Raw genomic sequence first — 19909 nt, 5'->3', positions numbered from 1 at the left:
CTGGTTCAGAGCAGCTTCGGCTGCTTAAACAAAACGTAAGAACACATTGCATGACCAGCGCAGCGCCAGCAGGGATCGCAAAACGCGGCAGTATACCCGAGGCCTTCGCCGCACAGGGTGCCGCTGAGAAGACACCTGATAAACCTGCCACACACAAAACCCTGTGGGAGCGAGCCTGCTCGCGAAAGCGACCTGTCAGTCGATGCAAAAGTGCCTGATACACCGCCTTCGCGAGCAGGCTCGCTCCCACAGGGTTATTCATCTTTCCAGTGAGGCCGGTAATTCGGGCAAATCTGCCAAGCGGCTGGCTAGAGCGCGCAAGAAAGCCTAGAATTCCCGCATTGTTTATTCCCCAAGGTAGCCCCGTAATGTCCTTCGCTGAGCAACTGACCCGCCTGCAAGTCTTCCTCGATGCCGACGAGCTGCACGACGAGGCGCTGGATTACGTCGCCGCCCACGGTTACCTGACCGCGCTGTCTATCTGCTCCGAAGACGTTCCGGAGCGCGAGTGGATCGACGCGCTGTTCGCCGAAGAGCCGCATTACGCCGACGAAGCCCAGCGTGCCGAAATCGAAGCCACACTGATCGGCCTCAAAGCACACATCGCTCGCCAACTGGCCTCGGATGAAGAATTCGAATTGCCGTGCGAACTGGATCTGGGCGAAGAGCCGGACGATTCCGAATTGCGCGGCTGGTGCATCGGTTTCATGGAAGGCGTGTTCCTGCGCGAAGCGGCCTGGTTCGAAGCCTCCGAAGAGGAAGTCAGCGAAATGCTCCTGCCGATCATGGTCGGTTCCGGCCTGTTCGACGAGCAGCCTGAGTTCGAAGACATCGCCAAGGACGCCAACCTGATGGACGACATGATCGTTCAGATCCCGGAAGCCCTGACCGCGCTGTACCTGCTGTGCCAGGCCCCCGAAGAAAAACCGGCGATCCTCAAGCCCCGTCATCACTAAGACCCGGCCTATGGACAACCCCATAGGCAACCGCCCCCTGATGTTGCGCTACGTCCTGCTGGCCATCGGCTGGCTCAGCGTCGCATTGGGGGTGATCGGTATCTTCCTGCCGGTCCTGCCCACCACCCCCTTCCTCCTGCTCGCCGCGGCCTGCTTCGCGCGCAGCTCTCCGCGCTTCTATCGCTGGCTGGTCGAACATCCACGGCTGGGGCCATGGATTCGCGACTACCTCGAAGGCAACGGCATCCCGCTCAAAGGCAAGGTCTACGCGATCGGCCTGATGTGGGTGAGCATTCTGTTCTCGTGTTATCTGGTGCCGTTGGTTTGGGCGCGTGGGTTCATGCTGACCAGTGCGGTGTTGGTGACGGTTTATATTGTGCGGCAGAAGACCTTGAAAAAACGCTGATTGCTCCACCGTCGGCGGCACAACCGTTCATCCGATATCCGTCCGCACCTGTCAGAGTTGACAGGTGCGCGCTTTAACGTCGCATGCTTAATTCTTCCGTATCGGCGCTGACAGCCCAGGTAAGCGCCCCGTATGGAAGGCGAAAATTCATGACCAGCTCACAATACCTGATATTCCCTCCTGCGCCGCGTTCCGGTATCGGTGTGCTGGCCCTCTATCCGCCGCAACCACTTCTGCACAAGCTGCAAACTGACCAGAGCTACGGTATCAACATCGCCATGATTGCTCAGAACATTAACGGATTGGGCTTCAGTCTCCCGGCGTATCTGTCTCAAGCCCTCGGTGACCGTATCGAAGTCTTCCTCGATAGACCCGATGTCACCACCCCTTCGTCCGTGATTGATTTCGCCCTTACAGAGGACGATTTTGAGGCCGATGGAAAGACCCCTAAAACCGTACTTTTTTACATTACAGCTGAAACCCTCGAGGAGAAATTCCTGCCGTTTACCGACGTCAGGCTGGATTGCTGGTTTAAAGTCACGAGACTGAGCGGCAACCCGGGGGAATCGCCACACTCACAACTCTGGTTCAAACATCCCGCTCCGGGCGAAGCGGACATTGACGGCGGCAAGCCTTCCAATCAGGGCCTCAAGCTGCCGATCGCATCGGAAAGTATCGTCGATCAGAACGTCATCGATGAGGGCATGGAAGTCACGGTCAAGCATTACTTCAATCAGCAGATCGGCGATACGGTCGTGCTGACATTTGGTTCGCTGCGGCTGGACTTTGTCGTTACCGACGACTCGGCCGACATCGTTTTCAAGCTGACGCCTGACTTGCTCGGCAAATTGCAACAAACCAGCAATCTGGTGGTGCGCTGGAGCGTTTATGACATTGTCGAGAACTCCAGTGGTTTTTCGGAACCGCTCATTCTGCCGTTCAAGCCCGTAATAACCCTGCTGACCGCGCCGATTTTCGAGCAGTCCGATGCCGACGACGTAATACACCATGACTGGCTTGCAGGCGGCCCGACGAACATTCTCCTGACGGGCAGTTTTGCGATCAACGATGTGATCGCCCTGACACTGGAAGGATTCACCCGAAACAACGTGCCAGTCACTCATACCTATTCTTTAACGGTGACCGTAGACAGCAAGACACTGAACTTTCCCGTGGAAAATTTCCGCATTCAAAATGTGATAGGTGGAAGTTTACGGGCAACTTATATTCTGACCAGAGCAGGTCAGTCCAAACTTTCCAAACCTGCTGACGTCACCGTTGCGGGTAAATCCTTGCCACTGGGAGCACCGGAGGTCACCCCACTGGTGGAAGGTGAGCTGGCAGTCGACACTGCCAAAGCCTTTATAAATGTCGCCAGTTTCTGGCCCTTGAAACAAGGGGCAGAGGTCAAGCTGCATTGGCAGACCACAGACATCAACGGCAAGTTGGTACGGTTTACTTGGGGACAGCTTGTAACGGATCCTTCAAAGCCCATCGTTTTCGAGGCCGAGAACGAGTACATCAAGCCCTACGCCAGCGCGAGACTGGCCGTGCAGGCCACCATCACCAATCCCGGCGAAAGTGAAGTCTTTTCCGATATCGCGCAGTTGAAGATCGGCGATCCCAAGGAGCTTGTCCTCACGCCGCCCTCACTGGTATCGCCTTTCACTAATCCGCTTGATCCCTTGGCAGCGCTGCCGAGCATGCTGGTGGAATATCTCGATGCCAAGACCGAGAAGGTTCGCCTGGTGTGCACACCACTGCCCTTGGGATTTGATCGCTTCCCGCTGGTAGATCTGGATTCGGCCAAACAAGCCCGCTTTACGTTCGACAGGCGCCTCATTGTGGCGCTTCACGGTGAAACCGTGCGATTCAAATTCAACCTGAATCAGGACGGCAAGAAAATCGGATCTTCTCCGGAAACTGAGATTTCTTTCAAACTGATCGCTGATCAGGATCCCAGGTTTCCGAGACCGCGAATCATTGGCATTGATAACGCAATCCTGGACGTAAAAAAACTGACCAGCGCAGACAAATTGGCGGTCAACCTCTGGCACGGACAACGGCCGGGCCAGAGCATGACGCTGGTGCTGATCGGCATCGACAGCAAAGACAACCCTGTTCGCCACGTCATCATGAACGCGGAGGCGAGCGTCACCAGCGCCGGGCTGATACGGGAACTGTCAACGCCGACGCTGGAAGTGTTGAAAAATCTCAAAAGCGGCAGTACGGCGACATTGATATTTTCCGTGCGCCTGGGGTTGCGCGGCAATCCAGTGGAATTTCCCCACCAGACCTATCAGATCGAATCTCTGGTTGAGTTGCAGCCGGTCATCACACTGATTAAGGACTCGCAGAACAGGGAGATTCCGCATAGCGACCTGACGGTTGATCCGAATGTCACGATCGAGGGAACTGCGAGCGTAGAACAGCAGGTTGAAGTTCTGGTGAATGGCAAGTCGATAGAGACATTGACCACAGACAAGGACGGGAAATTTTCAACGCTATTGAAGGGGCTCGTTGTCGATGTACTGACAGTCGTGCAGATTCGAGCACTCTATGGCGACGGTCTTCTCTCTCCTTTACGCTCGTTCACGCTGCGCAAAGCGCTGCAAGTCAACAACAGCGCCATGGCCCTGTCAGGACTGAGAGTTTATGCATGGCGCCACACTCACAGTGCAGATTTTCCAAACAATACCCAAATCCGCGCCGCCGTCCCGTCTACAGGCGTCCACCCGATCACCTACAGAAGCAGTAATCCGAACGTGGCTTATGTCGACGGCAACGGGAAAGTCACGGGCATACGTAACGGCAATACGTACATTACCGTACAGGACCGATTCAGCTCATTTTCTTATTACGTCAGTGTGACGAATGTTTATCAGTTGGCTATCGGCGGCTACGGCATGACACACCAAGAGGCGCTCAACTGGCGATACAGCATTCCGGGCGCAGAACCGATGAGCAGAGCACTGCACGCCATGCAAGTTGTATATGGTCCCGATCCTTATTGGCCAATAGCCGCTGGAGGGATCTACAGGATGTGTGATGAAAGCGGTTGTCCTGGCAACCTGCGAGCGATATATGGACATGCCAACGGCGGAATTTATTGCCATTCGGACCTGAACGCCCGATGGGCTCCATGGTGTATCTATCCCATTTACGGATAAACCGGCCTCTTCGCGAGCAGGCTCGCTCCCACAGTTTCACCGCTCTCCCCTGTGGGAGCGAGCCTGCTCGCGAAGGCTGACTTAAAGACAACACGTCTCTACAGACAGACAAAACCCACCGTCCCGAATCAACCGGGGCGGCGGGTTTTGTCATTTCAGACCTCAGCTCAAACCGTATCCACCTTCAACGAATGATCATTGAGCATGCCGCTGATGATCGTCGCTGTGTCGTGACCGTTGGCAATCATGCCGCCTGCGCCCGGTGTCACGCCGTAGTGGCTAGCGAGGTTGACGCCGGCCAGGTCGATGGTCTGGCTCGGCGCGGCGCCGGCCATGGCGCTGACGTCGATGCTGGTCATCACCGAGGCGCCGCTGCCGCTGACGGTGAAGTGCAGATAGTCGTCCAGCGACGCGGTACTGGCGTTTTCGCCTTGCAGCAGTTGCGACAGATCGAGCCTGTCGGTACCGGGGGTGAAATCGGTAATCAGGTCATGGCCGCTGTTGCCCTTGAGCCACTGGAAGGTGTCCGCCCCTGCCCCGCCCGTCAGCGTATTGTTGCCCATGCCACCGATCAGCAAGTCATCGCCAGCGCCGCCATTGAGGAAGTCGTTGCCGAGGCCACCGTTGATCACGTTGTTGTTGCCGTCGCCGGTGAGGCTGTCGTTGAAGTTCGAGCCGAGCAGGTTTTCGATGCCGGTCAACGTGTCAGTACCGGCGCCGAGGGTGTTCTGCGCACCGAGCAGGCCGAGATTGACGGTGACGGCGGCCGTGGCGTGGGCGTAGCTGGCGGTGTCGCTGCCAGTGCCGCCGTCGAGCAGATCGTTGCCCGCGCCGCTGTAGAGCAAGTCGTTGCCAGCGTCGCCGTGCATTTCGTTATTGCCGGAGCCTGCCGTGAGTACGTCGTTGCCGTCGCCGGCATTGATCACGTTGTTGCCGCTGCCCGCCACCAACACATCGTCGCCAGCAGTGCCGGTCAGGGTGTGGCCGTCCTGATAGCTGATGCTGACGTTGGCCGTGTCGCTGCCGCCGTGGTTGTCGTTGGCGGCGTAAGTGCCGTGGTAGTCCGGCGTGATGTCGTGGGCCGCGGCGTAGTTGAGGGTCATGGTCAGCTGGTAGTTCTCCGCCGCATTCGGGTTGCCGCCACCATTACCAATGTTGGTGATGTGAATCTGGTAGACGCCGTCCGCCGAGGCGCTGAGGGTCTGGCCATCCGCCAGCGCCATCCAGGCACCGCCATTGAGCGAATACTCCATGCTGATCTTACCGGCACCCAGATTGTGATCCAGATTGAGGGTTTCGCCCTGACGCAGATTGACGGTAATGCGGTCTTCATCGTTGGCATTGCTGTTGCTCACCATGCCCAGATAACCGCTGACCACCAGCACGGCGGTCATGGTCGCGGCATTGGCGCTGAAGGCGCTGCGCACATTGGCCAGATTCTGGTTGGCTGCGTTATTGGTCTGCCCAGTGAAGCCGATCAGGCCGCTGCCGGTGAAGTCCGCCGCTTTCGACACCCAACCGGTATTGAAACTGGTGGGTGTGGCGTTGAGGGTGTCGCCGTTCGGATCGGTGTCATTGGCCAGCAACAGCTCGCCCGGCACCACGATGTTGCCTGACAGCACGTTGGTGATGACGTGGTCGTCCATCGCTACCGGTGGCGCGTTGGGGATCACTTTCACCGTCAGGGTGGAGCTGGCCAGATCGCCGTCGTTGTCGCTGACGGTGAAGCCGATGTTTTCGGTGATCACCACGGCGGTGGTTTTCTGCGAGGTGTAGCTGTATTCGCCGGTATCAAGATTGACCACCAGCGTGCCGCTGTTGTTGGTGGCAATGCTGACGCTGTTGTTGGCGGTATTGAAGGTGCCGTGATTGGCGCCGCCGCTCGCGGTCAACGAACCCTGGCCACTGAGGGCTTTCGGATCGTAGGTGTAGGTGGTGCCGTCGACCACGATCGACTTGATGAAACCGCCATCGGCGCCGAACGAACCGCCCTCGCCCAGCAGCGAACCGGTGACCGGCGCGCCCTGCACGGTGCCGGACAATACCGAGTTGAGCTGATTGAGATCGGTGACCACCACCGCATTGGTATTGGTGTGGTTGATGCCGTCGTAGGCCAGCGGATCGAGGTTGGCGTTGCTCACGCCACTGCCCAGACCAATGGCGTAGTTCTTGATGTTGTTGGCGTCGAGGAAGTTTTTCAGCGCGGCTTCGTCAGCCGTGCCGATGTCGCCCTCGTTGGGCTTGCCGTCAGAGAAGAAGTAGCCGACGTTCTGTGCCCCGGTGAGTTTGCCGGAGGTGTTGAACGCGGTCTGCATCACTGCTACGGCAGCATCGTAGTTGGTGCCGCCGCCAGCGTTGAGACCGGCGAGGAGTGTCTTGGCGGTGGCGACATCCACCCACACGGTGGTGCGGTCGGCGGCATTGCTGCTGAACGTCACCAGCTGCACTTTCACATCGCCCAGATCATCGTACTTGTCGAGCAAGGCACCAATGGCCTGCTTGGCCAGTGCCAGCCGCGACAGGCCCGGCACGCCAGAGGCATCAGCCATACTGCCGGAGATGTCGAGGACGATGAGAATGTTCGAATCGATCTCCACTGCGGTTACCGAGCGATCCGAGGCAACGGCTTTCGGTATGTCGTCGACGATGTTGACCACGAGGGTGCTGGTGGTGCTGTTGCCCAGTGCATCGGTGGCTTTGTAGGTGAACGTTTCGCTGAGGGTGTTCGGCCCGTCGTTGGCGTTCGGCGCGGTTTTCGGCGCCGAGGTCAGCGTGTAGGTGTAGGTGCCGTCAGCGTTGAGCAGCAGTTGCCCGTAGCTACCGGTGGCGTTGCCGACCAGGGTGTAAGTGATCGCGCCGCTGCCGCCACTGACCGAACCGACCAGCGTGCCGCTGGCGGTTTCACCGGTATTGCCCGGTTCGCTGCCGGTGACTGTGCCGGGGGCGAGATCCTGGCCATCCTTGTTCAGGTCGAGGGCTTTTTCATAGACCGTCACATCCTGATCGACCGAGGCGACCAGTTTGCTGTCGGCGACGTTGATGGTCAGCGTCGTGGTGCTTTCATCGCCATCGCTGTCACGGATGGTGTAGGTGAACGTGTCGGTCGCGCCCGGCGGGCTCACCGAGTTCGGGTTGCTGTGGTAAACCGCATTGCCCGCCGCGTCGAGGGTCAGGTAGCCGTAGTTGCCGTTGATGTTGCTGTTGAGCCCGCCGCTGGCTGATGTCGCGGTGTTGCTGCCGGCGCGCACGCCGACCACCGTGGCGGCACCATCGGCGCCGCTGAGGTCATTGCCGAGCACACTGACATTGACCGTGCCGCCCTCCGCTACCGAGCCGGTATCGGCGTTGGCAGTCGGCAAGTCATCGACGATATTGACGTTGATCTGACCGCTAGCCGAACTGCCATCGGTATCAGTGGCGACCACATCGAAGCTCTCGCTGAGGCTGTTGGCGCCGTTCGCGTTCGGATGAGCTTCGTTGTCGACCAGGGTGTAGCTGTAACTGACCACGCCGGTGGCCGGATCGTAACCGGTGATGGTGAAGGTGCTGCCCAGCGGCGAGACCACCGATTGCGGCAAACCGGCGGTGACGCCATTGCTGATCACGGCGATGCCGCCGACCGTGAGGGTTTGCAGGCCATCGAGGGCGGTCACGGTGAAGCTGCCGCTCTGGGTCAGCGCCGAGGTGTCGGGGTTGCTGCCGTCGCTGAGGTTTTTCTCGTAAACAGTGATTTCGCCGCCCTTCACGTTGAGGCCGTCGAGGCACACCGGATCGTCATTGTTGTGGATGTTCAGCACCAGGTTGGCGGTGCTGGTGTCGCCGTCGGCATCGGTGATGGTGTAGGCGAAGGTTTCCGTGCCGTTGCCGCCGCCCTGGAGGTTTTTGAAGTCGGCGTCATTGGCGTCCAGCGTGTAGGTGTAAGTGCCGTTGGCGTTGAGCACCAGCGTGCCGTAAGTGCCAGTGAAAGTACCGGCGGTTACCGGGCCGCCGGCGACCCGGTCGGCGCCCTGCACGTCGTTGTCGAGGACGTTGCCGGTCAGGGTCAACTGGGCTTCGGTTGCGCTGACGGCATTGCTGTCATTCAGCGCCTTCGGCACGTCATCGACGATGCTCACAACGATCGTGCTGGTGACGACATTGCCCAGCGAATCGGTGGCCTGATAGGTGAAGGTTTCGCTCAGGCTGTTGGCGCCGTCGTCAGCATGCGGCGTGGTGGTCGCTGGCGAAGTCAGGGTGTAGGTGTAAGTGCCATTGGCATTGAGGACGATCTGCCCGTAATTACCGGTGGCGCTGCCGACCAGTGCATAGCTGATCGCACCGACTGCACCGGTGACCGAGCCGACCAGGGTGCCGGAAGCGGTTTCGCCAGTGCTGTTTGGATCGCTGCCGACCACACTGCCCGCCGCCAGATCCTGGCCATCCCTGTTCAGGTCGAGGGCTTTTTCGTAGACGGTGACGTCAGTGTCGCTGACCGCTTTCAGGCAGCTGTTATAGACGTCGATGGTGATCGTCGTGGTGCTTTCATCACCATCGGAATCGCGCACGGTGTAGGTGAACACATCCACCGCACCCGGACCGTTCACCGCGTTGGGATTGCTGTGATAAACGGCGTTACCGTTGGCATCAAGCGTGAGGTAGCCGTAGGTGCCGTTGATCTGCGAATTGAGTCCGCCGATGGCCGAAGTCGAGGTGTCGGCACCGGCACGCACGCCGACGACTGCGCCGGTAATCGCCGGACCATCCGCGCCGCCGATATCGTTATCCAGCACATTGCCGCTGACGGTGCCACCCTCGGCCACCGAAGCCGCGTCCGCATGCGCGGTCGGCAAATCATCAACGATGTTGACGTTGATCTGGCCGCTGGCGGTGCTGCCATCGGTGTCAGTCGCCACCACGTCGAAGTTCTCGGTGAGGCTGTTGGCGCCGTTAGCGGTTGGATGAGCTTCGTTGTCGGCCAGGCTGTAGCTGTAACTGACTACACCGGTTGCCGGGTCATAACCGGTGATAGTCAACGTGCTGCCCAGGGGTGTGATCACCGATTGCGGGAAACCTGCGGCCACGCCGTTGGTGATCACCGCGATGCCGCCAACCGTGAGGGTCTGCAGACCATCGAGAGCACTGACGGTGAAAGTGCCGTTCTGGGTCAGCGCTGGGGTGTTGGGGCTGGTGCCGTCGCTGAGATTTTTTTCGTAGACGGTGAGTTCGCCACCGTTGACGTCGAGGCCATTGAGCAGCACCGGATCATCGTTGTTGTGAATCTGCAGAACGAGGTTGGCAGTGCTGGTATCGCCGTCGGCATCGGTGATGGTGTAGGCGAAGGTTTCCGTGCCGTTACCGCCGCCGGTCAAGGCTTTGAAGTCGGCGTCGCTGGTGTTCAGCGTGTAGGTGTAGGTGCCGTCGGCGTTCAGCATCAACGTGCCATAAGTACCGGTGAAAGTACCCGGCGTGACTGGGCCGGTCGGTACGCGATCGGCGCCTTGTATGTCGTTGGTGAGGACATTGCCAGTCAGCGTCAGTTGGCTTTCCGAGGCGGTACCGTTGCTGTCGTCGCTGGCTTTCGGCAGGTCGTCGACGATGTTCACGTCGAGGGTGCCGGTGGCCGTCGTGCCGTTGTCATCGACCACCGTGACTGCGAACTGCTCAGGCAGATTATTCGCGCCGTTGGCGTTCGGATGCGCTTCATTGTCGGCCAGGGAATAGCTGTAACTGACCACGCCGGTTGCAGCGTTGAAACCAGTGATGGTCAGCGTGCTGCCCAGTGGTGTGGTGATCGATTGCGGGAAGCCTGCGGCGACGCCGTTGGTCACCACGGCGATGCCGCCGACGGTCAGCGTGGTGACGCCGTCCAGTGCAGTGATGGTGAACGTGCCGTTCTGCGTCAGCGCACCAGCATCCGGGGCGCTGCCGTCGCCAAGGTTCTTCTCGTAAACCGTCAGCTCGCCGCCGGCGACGTTCAGGCCATCGATGGTGACTGGATCGTCGTTGTTGTGGATCTGCAGAACCAGATTGGCAGTGCTGCTATCGCCGTCGGCATCAGTGATGGTGTAGGCGAAGGTCTCTGTACCGTTGCCGCCACCGGTCAAGGCTTTGAAATCGGCATCGCTGGTGTTCAGGGTGTAGGTGTAAGTGCCGTCGGCGTTTAGAACCAAGGTGCCGTAGGTACCGGTGAATGTACCGGGCGTGACTGGACCGGTGGGTACGCGGTCAGCGCCTTGAATGTCGTTGGTCAGGACGTTGCCGGTCAGGGTCAGTTGGCTTTCGGAGGCGGTACCGTTGCTGTCGTCGTTGGCTTTCGGCAGGTCGTCAACGATGTTGACGTCGAGGGTGCCGGTGGCCGTCGTGCCGTTGTCATCGACCACCGTGACTGCGAACTGCTCAGGCAGATTATTCGCGCCGTTGGCGTTCGGATGCGCTTCATTGTCGGCCAGGGTGTAGCTGTAACTGACCACGCCGGTTGCAGCGTTGAAACCAGTGATGGTCAGCGTGCTGCCCAGTGGTGTGGTGATCGATTGCGGGAAGCCTGCGGCGACGCCGTTGGTCACCACGGCGATGCCGCCGACGGTCAGCGTGGTGACGCCGTCCAGTGCAGTGATGGTGAAGGTGCCGTTCTGCGTCAGCGCGGTGGCGTCCGGGGCGCTGCCGTCGCTGAGGTTTTTCTCGTAGATCGTCAGCTCGCCACCGGCGACGTTCAGGCCGTCGATGATGACTGGATCGTCGTTGTTGTGGATCTGCAGAACCAGATTGGCGCTGCTGGTATCGCCGTCGGCATCGGTGATGGTGTAGGCGAAGGTCTCTGTGCCGTTGCCGCCGCCGGTCAAGGCTTTGAAATCGGCATCGCTGGTATTCAGGGTGTAGGTGTAGGTGCCGTCGGCGTTCAGAACCAAGGTGCCGTAAGTACCGGTGAATGTGCCAGGCGTAACCGGGCCTGTCGGTACGCGGTCGGCGCCTTGCACGTCGTTGGTAAGCACGTTTCCGGTCAGGGTCAGCAAGGTTTCCGAGGCAATACCGTTGGCGTCGTCAAACGCTTTGGGCACGTCGTCGGTGATATTCACGTCCAGCGTGCCAGTGGCGCTGTCGCCATTGCTGTCGGTGGCGATCACGGTGAACTGTTCGCTGAGATTGTTCACGCCGTCGCCGGCCGCGTGGGTTTCGTTGCCGTTGAGGGTGTAGCTGTAGTTGACCGTGCCAGTGGCCGCGTTATAACCGGTGATGGTCAGGGTATTGCCCAGTTGCGTGGTGATCGACTGGGGAAAGCCGATCGGCACGCCGCCAACAATCACGTTGATGCCGCCGATGCTCAGGCTGTTCAAACCATCCGCTGCCGAGACCGTGAAGCTGCCACTTTGCGTCAGCGCGCCTGGATTGGCCGCTGTACCGTCAGGCAGATTGGCTTCATTGAGGTTCAGCTCGCCATCCGCCCCATTGAGGCCGTTGAGGATGACCGGATTGTTCACCGGAGGCGGTGGCACCACGACCGGCGCTGGCGTGTCGTCGCCATTGTCGATGTCCGCGTCGCGACGATACTCGGGAAATTCGGGAATGCCGTTGAAGCCAGCGGTGGGGAAACCAATGATCGGATCGACCCGGCCACCGACTTCGGTCAGTAGAACGAAACTGTGCCCGCCGCCCAGTTCACCGGTATTGCCGGTGGGCGCGTTGGGGCCGGCCGCAGTGGCTTCGGCAGTTTTGCTTGGGTCTTCACCGGCGGCGATGGCTTGCTGGATTTGCTCGACATCGGTCAGTTGCGCCTGGCTTGGGGTCTGCGCTTCGTCGACGTTCACCGGCACAGCCTGGTCGGCCAGCAATTGCCCGGTCATGGTGATGCTGCTGCCCCGACCGAGGGTCAATTCCTCGCCGTTTTGCAGTTTCACTGCCACCGCGCCTTCCGCGCCGGTGATCAGTTGATCGCCAGCGTACAAACGATCGCCTTCGAACAACGGACGCTTGATGCCGTCGCTCGCTTGAGCGAACACCTGACCAATGACTTTTGTGACCGTACCGATGAGCGCTGCCATGTGAAATCCTCCGCTGCCGACCACCGTCGGCACAGGTTCGCGAAGCAGCCCATGGCTCAATCGGGTTGCCGGGGGCGACGCTCGCACCCTCGACAGTTCGTTTCGCAGGCCCGGTTTGAGGTGAATTGTCAGCGCTATCAAGCACTTGCCAACCCTGTTCAATCCGCCGACCCACTAGCGCTACGTAACGGTGGTGAATCACCCGAGTGACAAAAATCTGTCGCTCATTCGCCGTTACGCGTCCCTCCCCTTCAGCAGTACTTCGCAGTGTCTCGCAAAGTGAATGGAACTTTCCTCAAGCCTTTTCGAGCTCCCTAAAGCGCATAAAACAAAGGCTTTCGAGCTGAACAATGTGCTGCTTTTGAAAAACCGCATAAGTTTTTTTGGAATAAACCTTATGAAAATTTTTTCTTAGCTACGCTCTAGGATGTTCTTAGCTCTGTTGTTACAAGAGTGAAACGCTTATACCCAAAATTTACGTCAAATATTTGGCGACGGTAACACAACATTGAGATCCAGGGAGATGCACCCATGCGCGTTTTAACCCCCCTCTGCAGCGCGGTTTTGCTGGCCATGGCTTGCACTTCCCAAGCCCAGGCGATGAACCTCACCGAGGCGATTCAAAGCACCATCGCCACTCACCCGGAACTGGCGTCGCGCGTGGACGCCCGCCTGTCAGCGGATGAACAAGTGAAAGTGGCCAAGGGCGGGTTTTATCCGTCGGTCGATCTGAACGCTGCCTACGGTCGCGGTTACAGCGACAACACCAATACCCGCGCTTTCGGTAACCACAACACCGAAATCCTCAATTACACCCAGTCGGAGCTGCGCTTGCGGCAGATGATCTTCGACGGCTTCAACACCGCCAACGAGGTCGAGCGCACCAAGGGCGTGTCCAACTCGCGCGCCTACTACGCGCAAGGCACCGCGCAGGATCTGGCCCTGCGCACCATCGAGGTCTACCTCGAAGTGCTCAAGCGTCGGGAACTGGTGACGCTGGCCAAGAACAATTTGCAGGCGCACTTGCGCGTCAACGATCAGATCGGCCTGCGCACCGAGCGCGGCATCGGCAGCACTGCAGACTCGGATCAATCGGTTGCCCGTCGTGCACTGGCGCAGAACAACCTCGACACCGCCGAAGTCGATCTGGCTGACGCCGAATCGAATTTCTACAGCGTGGTCGGACGCATGCCCGACGAACTGGAAACCCCGGCCTCGACTCGCGGTGAGCTGCCGCCGGACCTGCGTGAAGCGCAGCAGAGCATGGTCGATAACAACCCGTACCTGAAATCCGCCCAGGCTGACGTGCAGTCCGCCGAGAGCCAGTACGAAGTGGCCAAGTCGCCGTTCTACCCGCGCTTCGACGCGGAAGCGGCAGTGGGCGCGAACAACAACGTGCAGGGCGACGAAGGCCACGACAACGAATGGCGTGTCGGTGTGGTGATGAACTACAACCTGTTCCGTGGCGGCAGCGACAAGGCACGTCTGGCCGCGAATGCCCACGACATCAATCAGGCGATGGACATCCGCAACAACGCCCTGCGTCAGCTCAACGAGAACATTCGCCTGGCCTGGAACGCCATGGAGAACGCCAAGAAGCAGACGCCGACGGCCCGCGAATACGCCGAAACCACCAAACGCGTGCGCGCCGCTTATCAGGACCAGTTCGGCCTCGGCCAACGCACCCTGCTCGACCTGCTCGACAGCGAAAACGAGCTGTACAACGCCAACCGTCGCTACACCGAAATCCGCTACACCGAGGAATACTCGATGTACCGCGTGCTGGCGAACATGGGCCAGTTGCTGAGCAAGCAACGCGTGGTGCTGCCGGCTGATGCGATTGCCACGACCGAAGTGAAAAACCAGGCGCGCCTGCCGGAACTGAAATAAACGGTGCAGGAACTGACTTTGCCCTGATCGTTCCCACGCTCTGCGTGGGAATGCCTCAAGGGACGCTCCGCGTCCAGTGACGCGAAGCGTCACGGGCTGCATTCCCACGCAGAGCGTGGGAACGATCCGATAACCGAGCCCGTTCAACAGAGGCAATCACTATGACCAGCATGGAACCCGGCGCCACCGGGGTCGATCCGCGCCTGAGCTTCGACGACCCGTTACTCGACGGCCTGCTGATCCTCTGCAAACTGCATGGCGCCACGGTCAGTCGTGCCAGCCTGAGCGCCGGGCTGCCCCTGAACAAACAACGCCTGAGCCTCGATCTGCTGCCCCGCGCAGCAGCGCGGGCCGGATTACAGGCGCGGTTGTTGCGCCGTGACCTGAAAGACATTTCACCGCTGAACCTGCCGATCCTGCTGCTGCTCAACGACGGCCGCACCGCTGTGCTGCGGCGGTTTGGCGAGGATGGCAAAGCCCTGCTGCTGCCCAGCGAAGCCGACGGCGGCGAGCAATGGGTCAGCCGCGAAGAGCTTGGCGAACACTACAGCGGCCAGGCCTTGTTCGCCCGTCCGCGTCACGAACTCGAAGACCTGCGCGCGCCGCTGGTGCCACGGGTAAATGCGTGGTTTCGCGACACTCTCAAACTGTCGAAATGGCTGTACAGCGATGCGATCCTCGCCAGTTTTCTGATCAATTTGCTCGGCCTGATGGTGCCGCTGTTCGTCATGCAGACCTATGATCGCGTCGTGCCGAATCAGGCGACCTCGACGCTGTGGGTGCTGTCGATCGGCCTGTTGATCGGCACCGGTTTTGAACTGGTGCTGCGCGTGGTCCGTGCGCACCTGCTCGACACCGCCGGCAAGAAAACCGACGTGATCCTCTCGGCGACGTTGTTCGAGCGCATCACCGGGATGTCGATGAAAGCGCGGCCGGCGACCATCGGCGGCTTTGCGCAGAGCATTCACGATTTCCAGGGCCTGCGTGAATTTCTCACTGCCGTGACCCTGACCAGCCTGATCGACTTGCCCTTTGTGGTGTTGATGCTGGTGGTGATCGGCCTGCTCGGCGGCTGGCTGGTGGTGATTCCACTGTTGGCGTTTCCGATCACGATCATTTTCGCCATGGTGATTCAGGTGCGCCTGCGTGACACCGTGCAGAAAAGCCTGAGCCTCGGCGCCGAGCGTCAGGCGGTGCTGATCGAAACCCTCGGTGGCCTGGAAACCCTCAAGGCCTGCGGCGCCGAAAGCGAGCGTCAGCACAAATGGGAAAGCACCCACGGCGCCCTCACCCGCCTCGACAGCCATGCGCGCAACCTGTCGGCGCTGGCCACCAACGGCACGCTGTTCATCCAGCAGTTTTCCGGGATGGCGACGATTGTTGCCGGGGTCTACAGCATCATTGCCGGCAACCTCAGCGTCGGCGCGCTGGTTGCCACTTACATGCTCGGCAGCCGCGTGCTCGCCCCGCTCGGCCAGATCGCCGGGCTGATCACCCGCTACCAGCAAGCGCAACTGACGATGAAAAGCACCGATGCGCTGATGGCCCTGCCGCAGGAACGCGACGGCAAACAACGGCCACTGGAACGCACGCAGCTGCAAGGCGCACTGGACGTCAGCGGCGTGACGTTTCACTACAACGGCCAGAATGCGCCGGCGCTGAGCGAGGTCAGCTTCAGCCTGAAAGCCGGCGAGCGGGTCGGTATCATCGGCCGCAGCGGTTCGGGCAAAAGCACGTTGGCGCGGCTGGTCATGGGCTTTTATGAAGCTGAGGAAGGCCAACTGCTGCTCGACGGCCTCGACCTGCGCCAACTGGACGTAGCTGACCTGCGCCAGCAGATAGGTTATGTCGCCCACGACCTGCCGCTGCTGGCTGGCAGCCTGCGCGACAACCTGACCCTGGGCGCGCGTTACATCAGCGACTCACGCATGCTCGAAGTCGCCGAACTCACCGGCGTCACTGAACTGGCCCGGCAACACCCGCAAGGTTTCGACCGACCGGTGGGCGAACGCGGGCAATTGCTTTCCGGCGGCCAGCGCCAGGCGGTGTTGCTGGCGCGCGCGTTACTGCTCGATCCACCGATCATGCTGCTCGACGAACCCACCAGCGCCATGGACAACAGCAGCGAAGATGCGCTGCGGCAGAAACTGCATGGCTGGGTGCAAGGCAAAACCCTGCTGCTGGTCACCCACCGCACCTCAATGCTGAGCCTGGTGGACCGGTTGCTGGTGCTGGACAACGGCCGGGTCGTCGCTGACGGCCCGAAAGAAGCGGTCATCGATGCACTGCGCAAGGGCCGTGTCGGCTCGGCGGCGGTCTAGGAGTTACGCCATGCCTGCTTCCTCCGATAGCAACAAGCGCGGTTACTTCGACAGCTTCGGCAAAAGTGCCGAAGCCGAGTTCATGCCGGAAACCGCCGGCGCGGCGTTGCAGGATTCGCCGCGCAAATCGCGGATCACCGTATGGCTGGCGGCAGCGCTGCTGATCGCCGCCCTGGTCTGGGCCAAATTCGCCGTGCTCGAAGAAGTGACCATGGGCGAAGGCAAAGCGATTCCGTCAAGCAAGGTTCAGGTAATCCAGAACCTTGAGGGCGGCATCGTCACCGAGATTTTCGTTCGCGAAGGCCAGATGGTCGGCAAGGGCGACACCCTGCTGCGTCTGGATGACACGCGCTTTCGCTCGAACAAGGGCGAGAGCGAGGCCGACCGTTACGCGCTGACCGCACAGGTTGAACGGCTGTCAGCCGAGGCCGAGGGACGCCCCTTCAAACTCTCCGCTGAAGTCATCGCCAAGGCGCCGCAAGTCGCCGAGGACGAGCGCTCGCTGTACGAGCAACGCCAACGCCGCTTGGCCAGCGAACAGCGCACCCTCAGCGAACAATTGCGGCAGAAAACCCAGGAACTGGCCGAGTTTCGTTCCAAGCAAGGCCAGTTCAGCTCGAGCCTGGCGCTGCTGCAACAAGAGATGAACATGTCCGAACCGCTGGTAAAAACCGGCGCCGTGTCACCAGTGGAAATCCTCCGGCTCAGGCGCAGCGCGGTGGAGATCCGTGGTTCGCTGAACGCCACCACGCTGGCGATTCCCCGGGCCGAATCGGCGATCGCCGAGATCCGCAGCAAGATCGACGAATCCGAGCAGACCTTCCGTTCCGAGGCCGCCAAAGAGCTGAATGAGAAACGCACCGACCTGTCGAAAATCACCGCGTCGAGCATCGCCATCGACGATCGCGTCAGCCGCACTACGGTGACGTCGCCGGTGCGTGGCGTGATCAAGCAGATGAAGGTCAACACCATCGGCGGCGTGGTCCAGCCGGGCAGCGACATGGTCGAAATCGTGCCGCTGGAAGACAACCTGCTGATCGAAGCCAAGGTCCGCCCGCAAGACGTCGCGTTCCTGCATCCGGGCCAGAAAGCCATGGTCAAGTTCAGCGCTTACGACTACACGATTTACGGCGGGCTGAGCGCCAAACTCGAGCTGATCGGCGCCGATACGATCACCGATGACAAGGGCAACAGCTTCTATCTGATTCAGGTGCGCACCGACAAGAATCACCTGGGCGGCGACGTGAAACCGCTGCTGATCATCCCGGGGATGGTGGCGACGGTGGACATTATTACCGGTGAGAAAAGCGTTTTGGATTACCTGCTAAAACCGGTGCTGAAAGCGCGGACCGAGGCGATGCGCGAGCGCTAGTGATCTTTGAATTGCGGTGATTGATCTGGCGCTTTCGCGAGCAGGCTCGCTCCCACAATTGGAATGCGTTCCCCTGTGGGAGCGAGCCTGCTCGCGAAGAGGCCCGCACAGACAATGATCATTTGTCGCCATGGTTACGCTGGAAGGTCTCCTCCCCCATCGCCGCAATCTGCCCTTCGATCAGCGCTTCAAACGGTTTCAGTAACGGCGCAAACGTCGTCGGTGCTTCGAGGGTTTCCAGCGCCTGCACGATCGCCTCGATAGTCGATAGCGCTCCCGGCCCCGGCGCCTTGCGCAGGCGATAGCGCGACACGCCGCCCTCGGCCAGGGTCACCCGTGGCAGTGCTGCCAGCAGCGGATTGAGGTGCAGCATCTTGCGCGCTTTGCGCCAGGTGCCGTCCGGGACGACCAGCAACATTGGCTGATCATTTGGCGCGTAAACCTGCAACGACTGCGCATCGTCAGCCGGGAACAGCAAGCGCGCCTGATAACCCGGCCGGTTCAACAGTTTCGGCAAATCTTCGAATACCTCGCCGACAATCAGCTCGGCATTGCTCAGTCCCAGCGCCGCCAGCCGCGCGGTATTGAGCGCGTGACTGACCTCGCTCGGATGCTGCAGCAGCAACACCCGGGTGCGGCTATCGAGGTGCGGAATCAATGGGCACAGGCAATGGGTCTGGGGGCGCAGGCAGCGCGGGCATTGGGGTCGGGACATTTTTTTCTCAAGCCTGATTGAGCTGCGCTTTGAGCAAATCGCGGAAGGTCTGGATCAGCGGCTCGCGGCTGCGGCCCCTGCGCATGATCATCGAAAACGGCGCCTGATAACCGAAGGTCGCCGGCAGCAGAACGCGCAGATCGCCCTTGTCGGCCCAGGCCTGCGCGTAGTGCTCCGGCAAATAACCGATGTAGGCGCCGGAGAGCACCAGAATCAGCTGCGCTTCCATACTTTCCACGGTCGCGGCACTGTGTTTGAAACCGTGCCGGGCCAGTTCCGCCTGACTCCAGTAACCGCGCCCGACCATTCGTTGCTGAGTGATGACCTGCTCGGGGATGCGCCGCTCGTTGAACAACGGGTGACGACTGCTGCAATACAGCCAGTGCTGCTCGCGGTACAGCGGCATGTAGACCAGACCACTCATGCGCGTGGAAAACGCACCGATGGCCAGATCGAGGCGATTGTCCTGCACGCCGAGTTGCAATTCATAAGGGCTCATCACCGACAGGTGCAGATGCACCGCCGGGTGTTCCTGGCTGTAGGCGCCGATGGCTTCGGCAAACGGCAGGGCCTTGTCGCTGACCGTGGAATCGATCACGCCAAGGTTGAGCGTGCCGCGCAGTTCGCCCTTCAGCGCGGCGGCGTATTGCTCGAAGCCTTCAAGCTCGGCGAGCAGGCGCAGGGTTTCCTGATGGAACAGCTCGCCCTTGCTGGTCAGGCTGAAGCCACCGCGCCCGCGATGGCACAGCACCAGACCGAGCGCGGTTTCGAGCTGGCTCATGTAGGTGCTGATCGCCGAGGTCGACAGGTTGAGTTCCTGCTGCGCATTGGCAAAACCCTGATGACGCACGACGCTGACGAAGATGCGCAGGAGTTTCAGGTCGGGTAAAGCGTTGGCCATGTCTACTCCGGGCTTTGCAACTGTGTGTATGTGGGAAAAGCCCCTCACCCCAGCCCTCTCCCCGAGGGAGAGGGAGCCGATCTCCATGGCTTTCAAATCCTGAGTTCGACTCGATTTTTCAGGTCGATGCAGATTCCGCCAACAACTCGGTCGGCCCCCTCTC

9 protein-coding genes are annotated in these 19909 nt (G+C 60.2%); 6 read left to right on the top strand and 3 right to left on the bottom strand.

Going from position 1 to position 19909, the window contains the following annotated elements:
* Positions 1 to 368 precede the first annotated feature (368 nt).
* The 3 genes from AB4N85_RS02505 to AB4N85_RS02495 all read left to right on the top strand — a co-directional run bounded on the left by AB4N85_RS02505 (position 369) and on the right by AB4N85_RS02495 (position 4532).
* Complete coding sequence (locus AB4N85_RS02505) at positions 369 to 956, top strand: YecA family protein (protein WP_310214883.1); 588 nt, start codon at positions 369 to 371, stop codon at positions 954 to 956.
* Positions 957 to 966: 10 nt separating this feature from the next.
* Positions 967 to 1362, top strand: a complete 396-nt coding sequence (locus AB4N85_RS02500; RefSeq protein ID WP_056783699.1) for a YbaN family protein — start codon at positions 967 to 969, stop codon at positions 1360 to 1362.
* Between the two features lie 149 nt (positions 1363 to 1511).
* A complete protein-coding gene (locus AB4N85_RS02495) occupies positions 1512 to 4532 on the top strand; it encodes an Ig-like domain-containing protein (RefSeq protein ID WP_460066872.1) in 3021 nt (1006 codons plus the stop codon).
* Between the two features lie 167 nt (positions 4533 to 4699).
* Here the strand turns inward: AB4N85_RS02495 and AB4N85_RS02490 are convergent, their stop codons facing one another.
* Positions 4700 to 12547: a retention module-containing protein gene (locus AB4N85_RS02490; RefSeq protein WP_460066870.1), complete on the bottom strand. Its 7848-nt coding sequence runs from the start codon at positions 12545 to 12547 to the stop codon at positions 4700 to 4702.
* Between the two features lie 531 nt (positions 12548 to 13078).
* On the opposite strand from AB4N85_RS02490, the gene AB4N85_RS02485 reads away from it, so the two are divergent.
* From AB4N85_RS02485 to AB4N85_RS02475, 3 genes are all read left to right on the top strand, one after another.
* Positions 13079 to 14437: a TolC family outer membrane protein gene (locus tag AB4N85_RS02485; RefSeq protein WP_039761048.1), complete on the top strand. Its 1359-nt coding sequence runs from the start codon at positions 13079 to 13081 to the stop codon at positions 14435 to 14437.
* 161 nt (positions 14438 to 14598) lie between these two features.
* Positions 14599 to 16758: a type I secretion system permease/ATPase gene (locus AB4N85_RS02480; RefSeq protein ID WP_460066867.1), complete on the top strand. Its 2160-nt coding sequence runs from the start codon at positions 14599 to 14601 to the stop codon at positions 16756 to 16758.
* A 10-nt stretch (positions 16759 to 16768) separates the two neighbouring features.
* Positions 16769 to 18130, top strand: a complete 1362-nt coding sequence (locus AB4N85_RS02475; RefSeq protein WP_039761043.1) for an HlyD family type I secretion periplasmic adaptor subunit — start codon at positions 16769 to 16771, stop codon at positions 18128 to 18130.
* A 118-nt stretch (positions 18131 to 18248) separates the two neighbouring features.
* Here the strand turns inward: AB4N85_RS02475 and AB4N85_RS02470 are convergent, their stop codons facing one another.
* Positions 18249 to 18845 carry a tRNA-uridine aminocarboxypropyltransferase gene (locus AB4N85_RS02470; RefSeq protein WP_460066864.1) on the bottom strand — a complete coding sequence of 199 codons (597 nt, stop codon included), beginning with the start codon at positions 18843 to 18845 and terminating at the stop codon, positions 18249 to 18251.
* Between the two features lie 7 nt (positions 18846 to 18852).
* A complete protein-coding gene (locus tag AB4N85_RS02465) occupies positions 18853 to 19746 on the bottom strand; it encodes a LysR family transcriptional regulator (protein ID WP_095180681.1) in 894 nt (297 codons plus the stop codon).
* Positions 19747 to 19909 lie beyond the last annotated feature (163 nt).

The sequence above is a fragment of the Pseudomonas sp. H1_G08 genome, assembly GCF_054681355.1.
The sequence above is the reverse complement of the archived record's forward strand: the minus strand, read 5'-3'. Positions and strand labels throughout refer to the sequence as shown.

Bases quoted from the DNA above. Each gene is read 5' to 3' on its own strand.
- AB4N85_RS02505 (WP_310214883.1), top strand. From the start codon at position 369: ATGTCCTTCGCTGAGCAACTGACCCGCCTGCAAGTCTTCCTCGATGCC.
- AB4N85_RS02500 (WP_056783699.1), top strand. From the start codon at position 967: ATGGACAACCCCATAGGCAACCGCCCCCTGATGTTGCGCTACGTCCTG.
- AB4N85_RS02495 (WP_460066872.1), top strand. From the start codon at position 1,512: ATGACCAGCTCACAATACCTGATATTCCCTCCTGCGCCGCGTTCCGGT.
- AB4N85_RS02490 (WP_460066870.1), bottom strand. From the start codon at position 12,547: ATGGCAGCGCTCATCGGTACGGTCACAAAAGTCATTGGTCAGGTGTTC.
- AB4N85_RS02485 (WP_039761048.1), top strand. From the start codon at position 13,079: ATGCGCGTTTTAACCCCCCTCTGCAGCGCGGTTTTGCTGGCCATGGCT.
- AB4N85_RS02480 (WP_460066867.1), top strand. From the start codon at position 14,599: ATGACCAGCATGGAACCCGGCGCCACCGGGGTCGATCCGCGCCTGAGC.
- AB4N85_RS02475 (WP_039761043.1), top strand. From the start codon at position 16,769: ATGCCTGCTTCCTCCGATAGCAACAAGCGCGGTTACTTCGACAGCTTC.
- AB4N85_RS02470 (WP_460066864.1), bottom strand. From the start codon at position 18,845: ATGTCCCGACCCCAATGCCCGCGCTGCCTGCGCCCCCAGACCCATTGC.
- AB4N85_RS02465 (WP_095180681.1), bottom strand. From the start codon at position 19,746: ATGGCCAACGCTTTACCCGACCTGAAACTCCTGCGCATCTTCGTCAGC.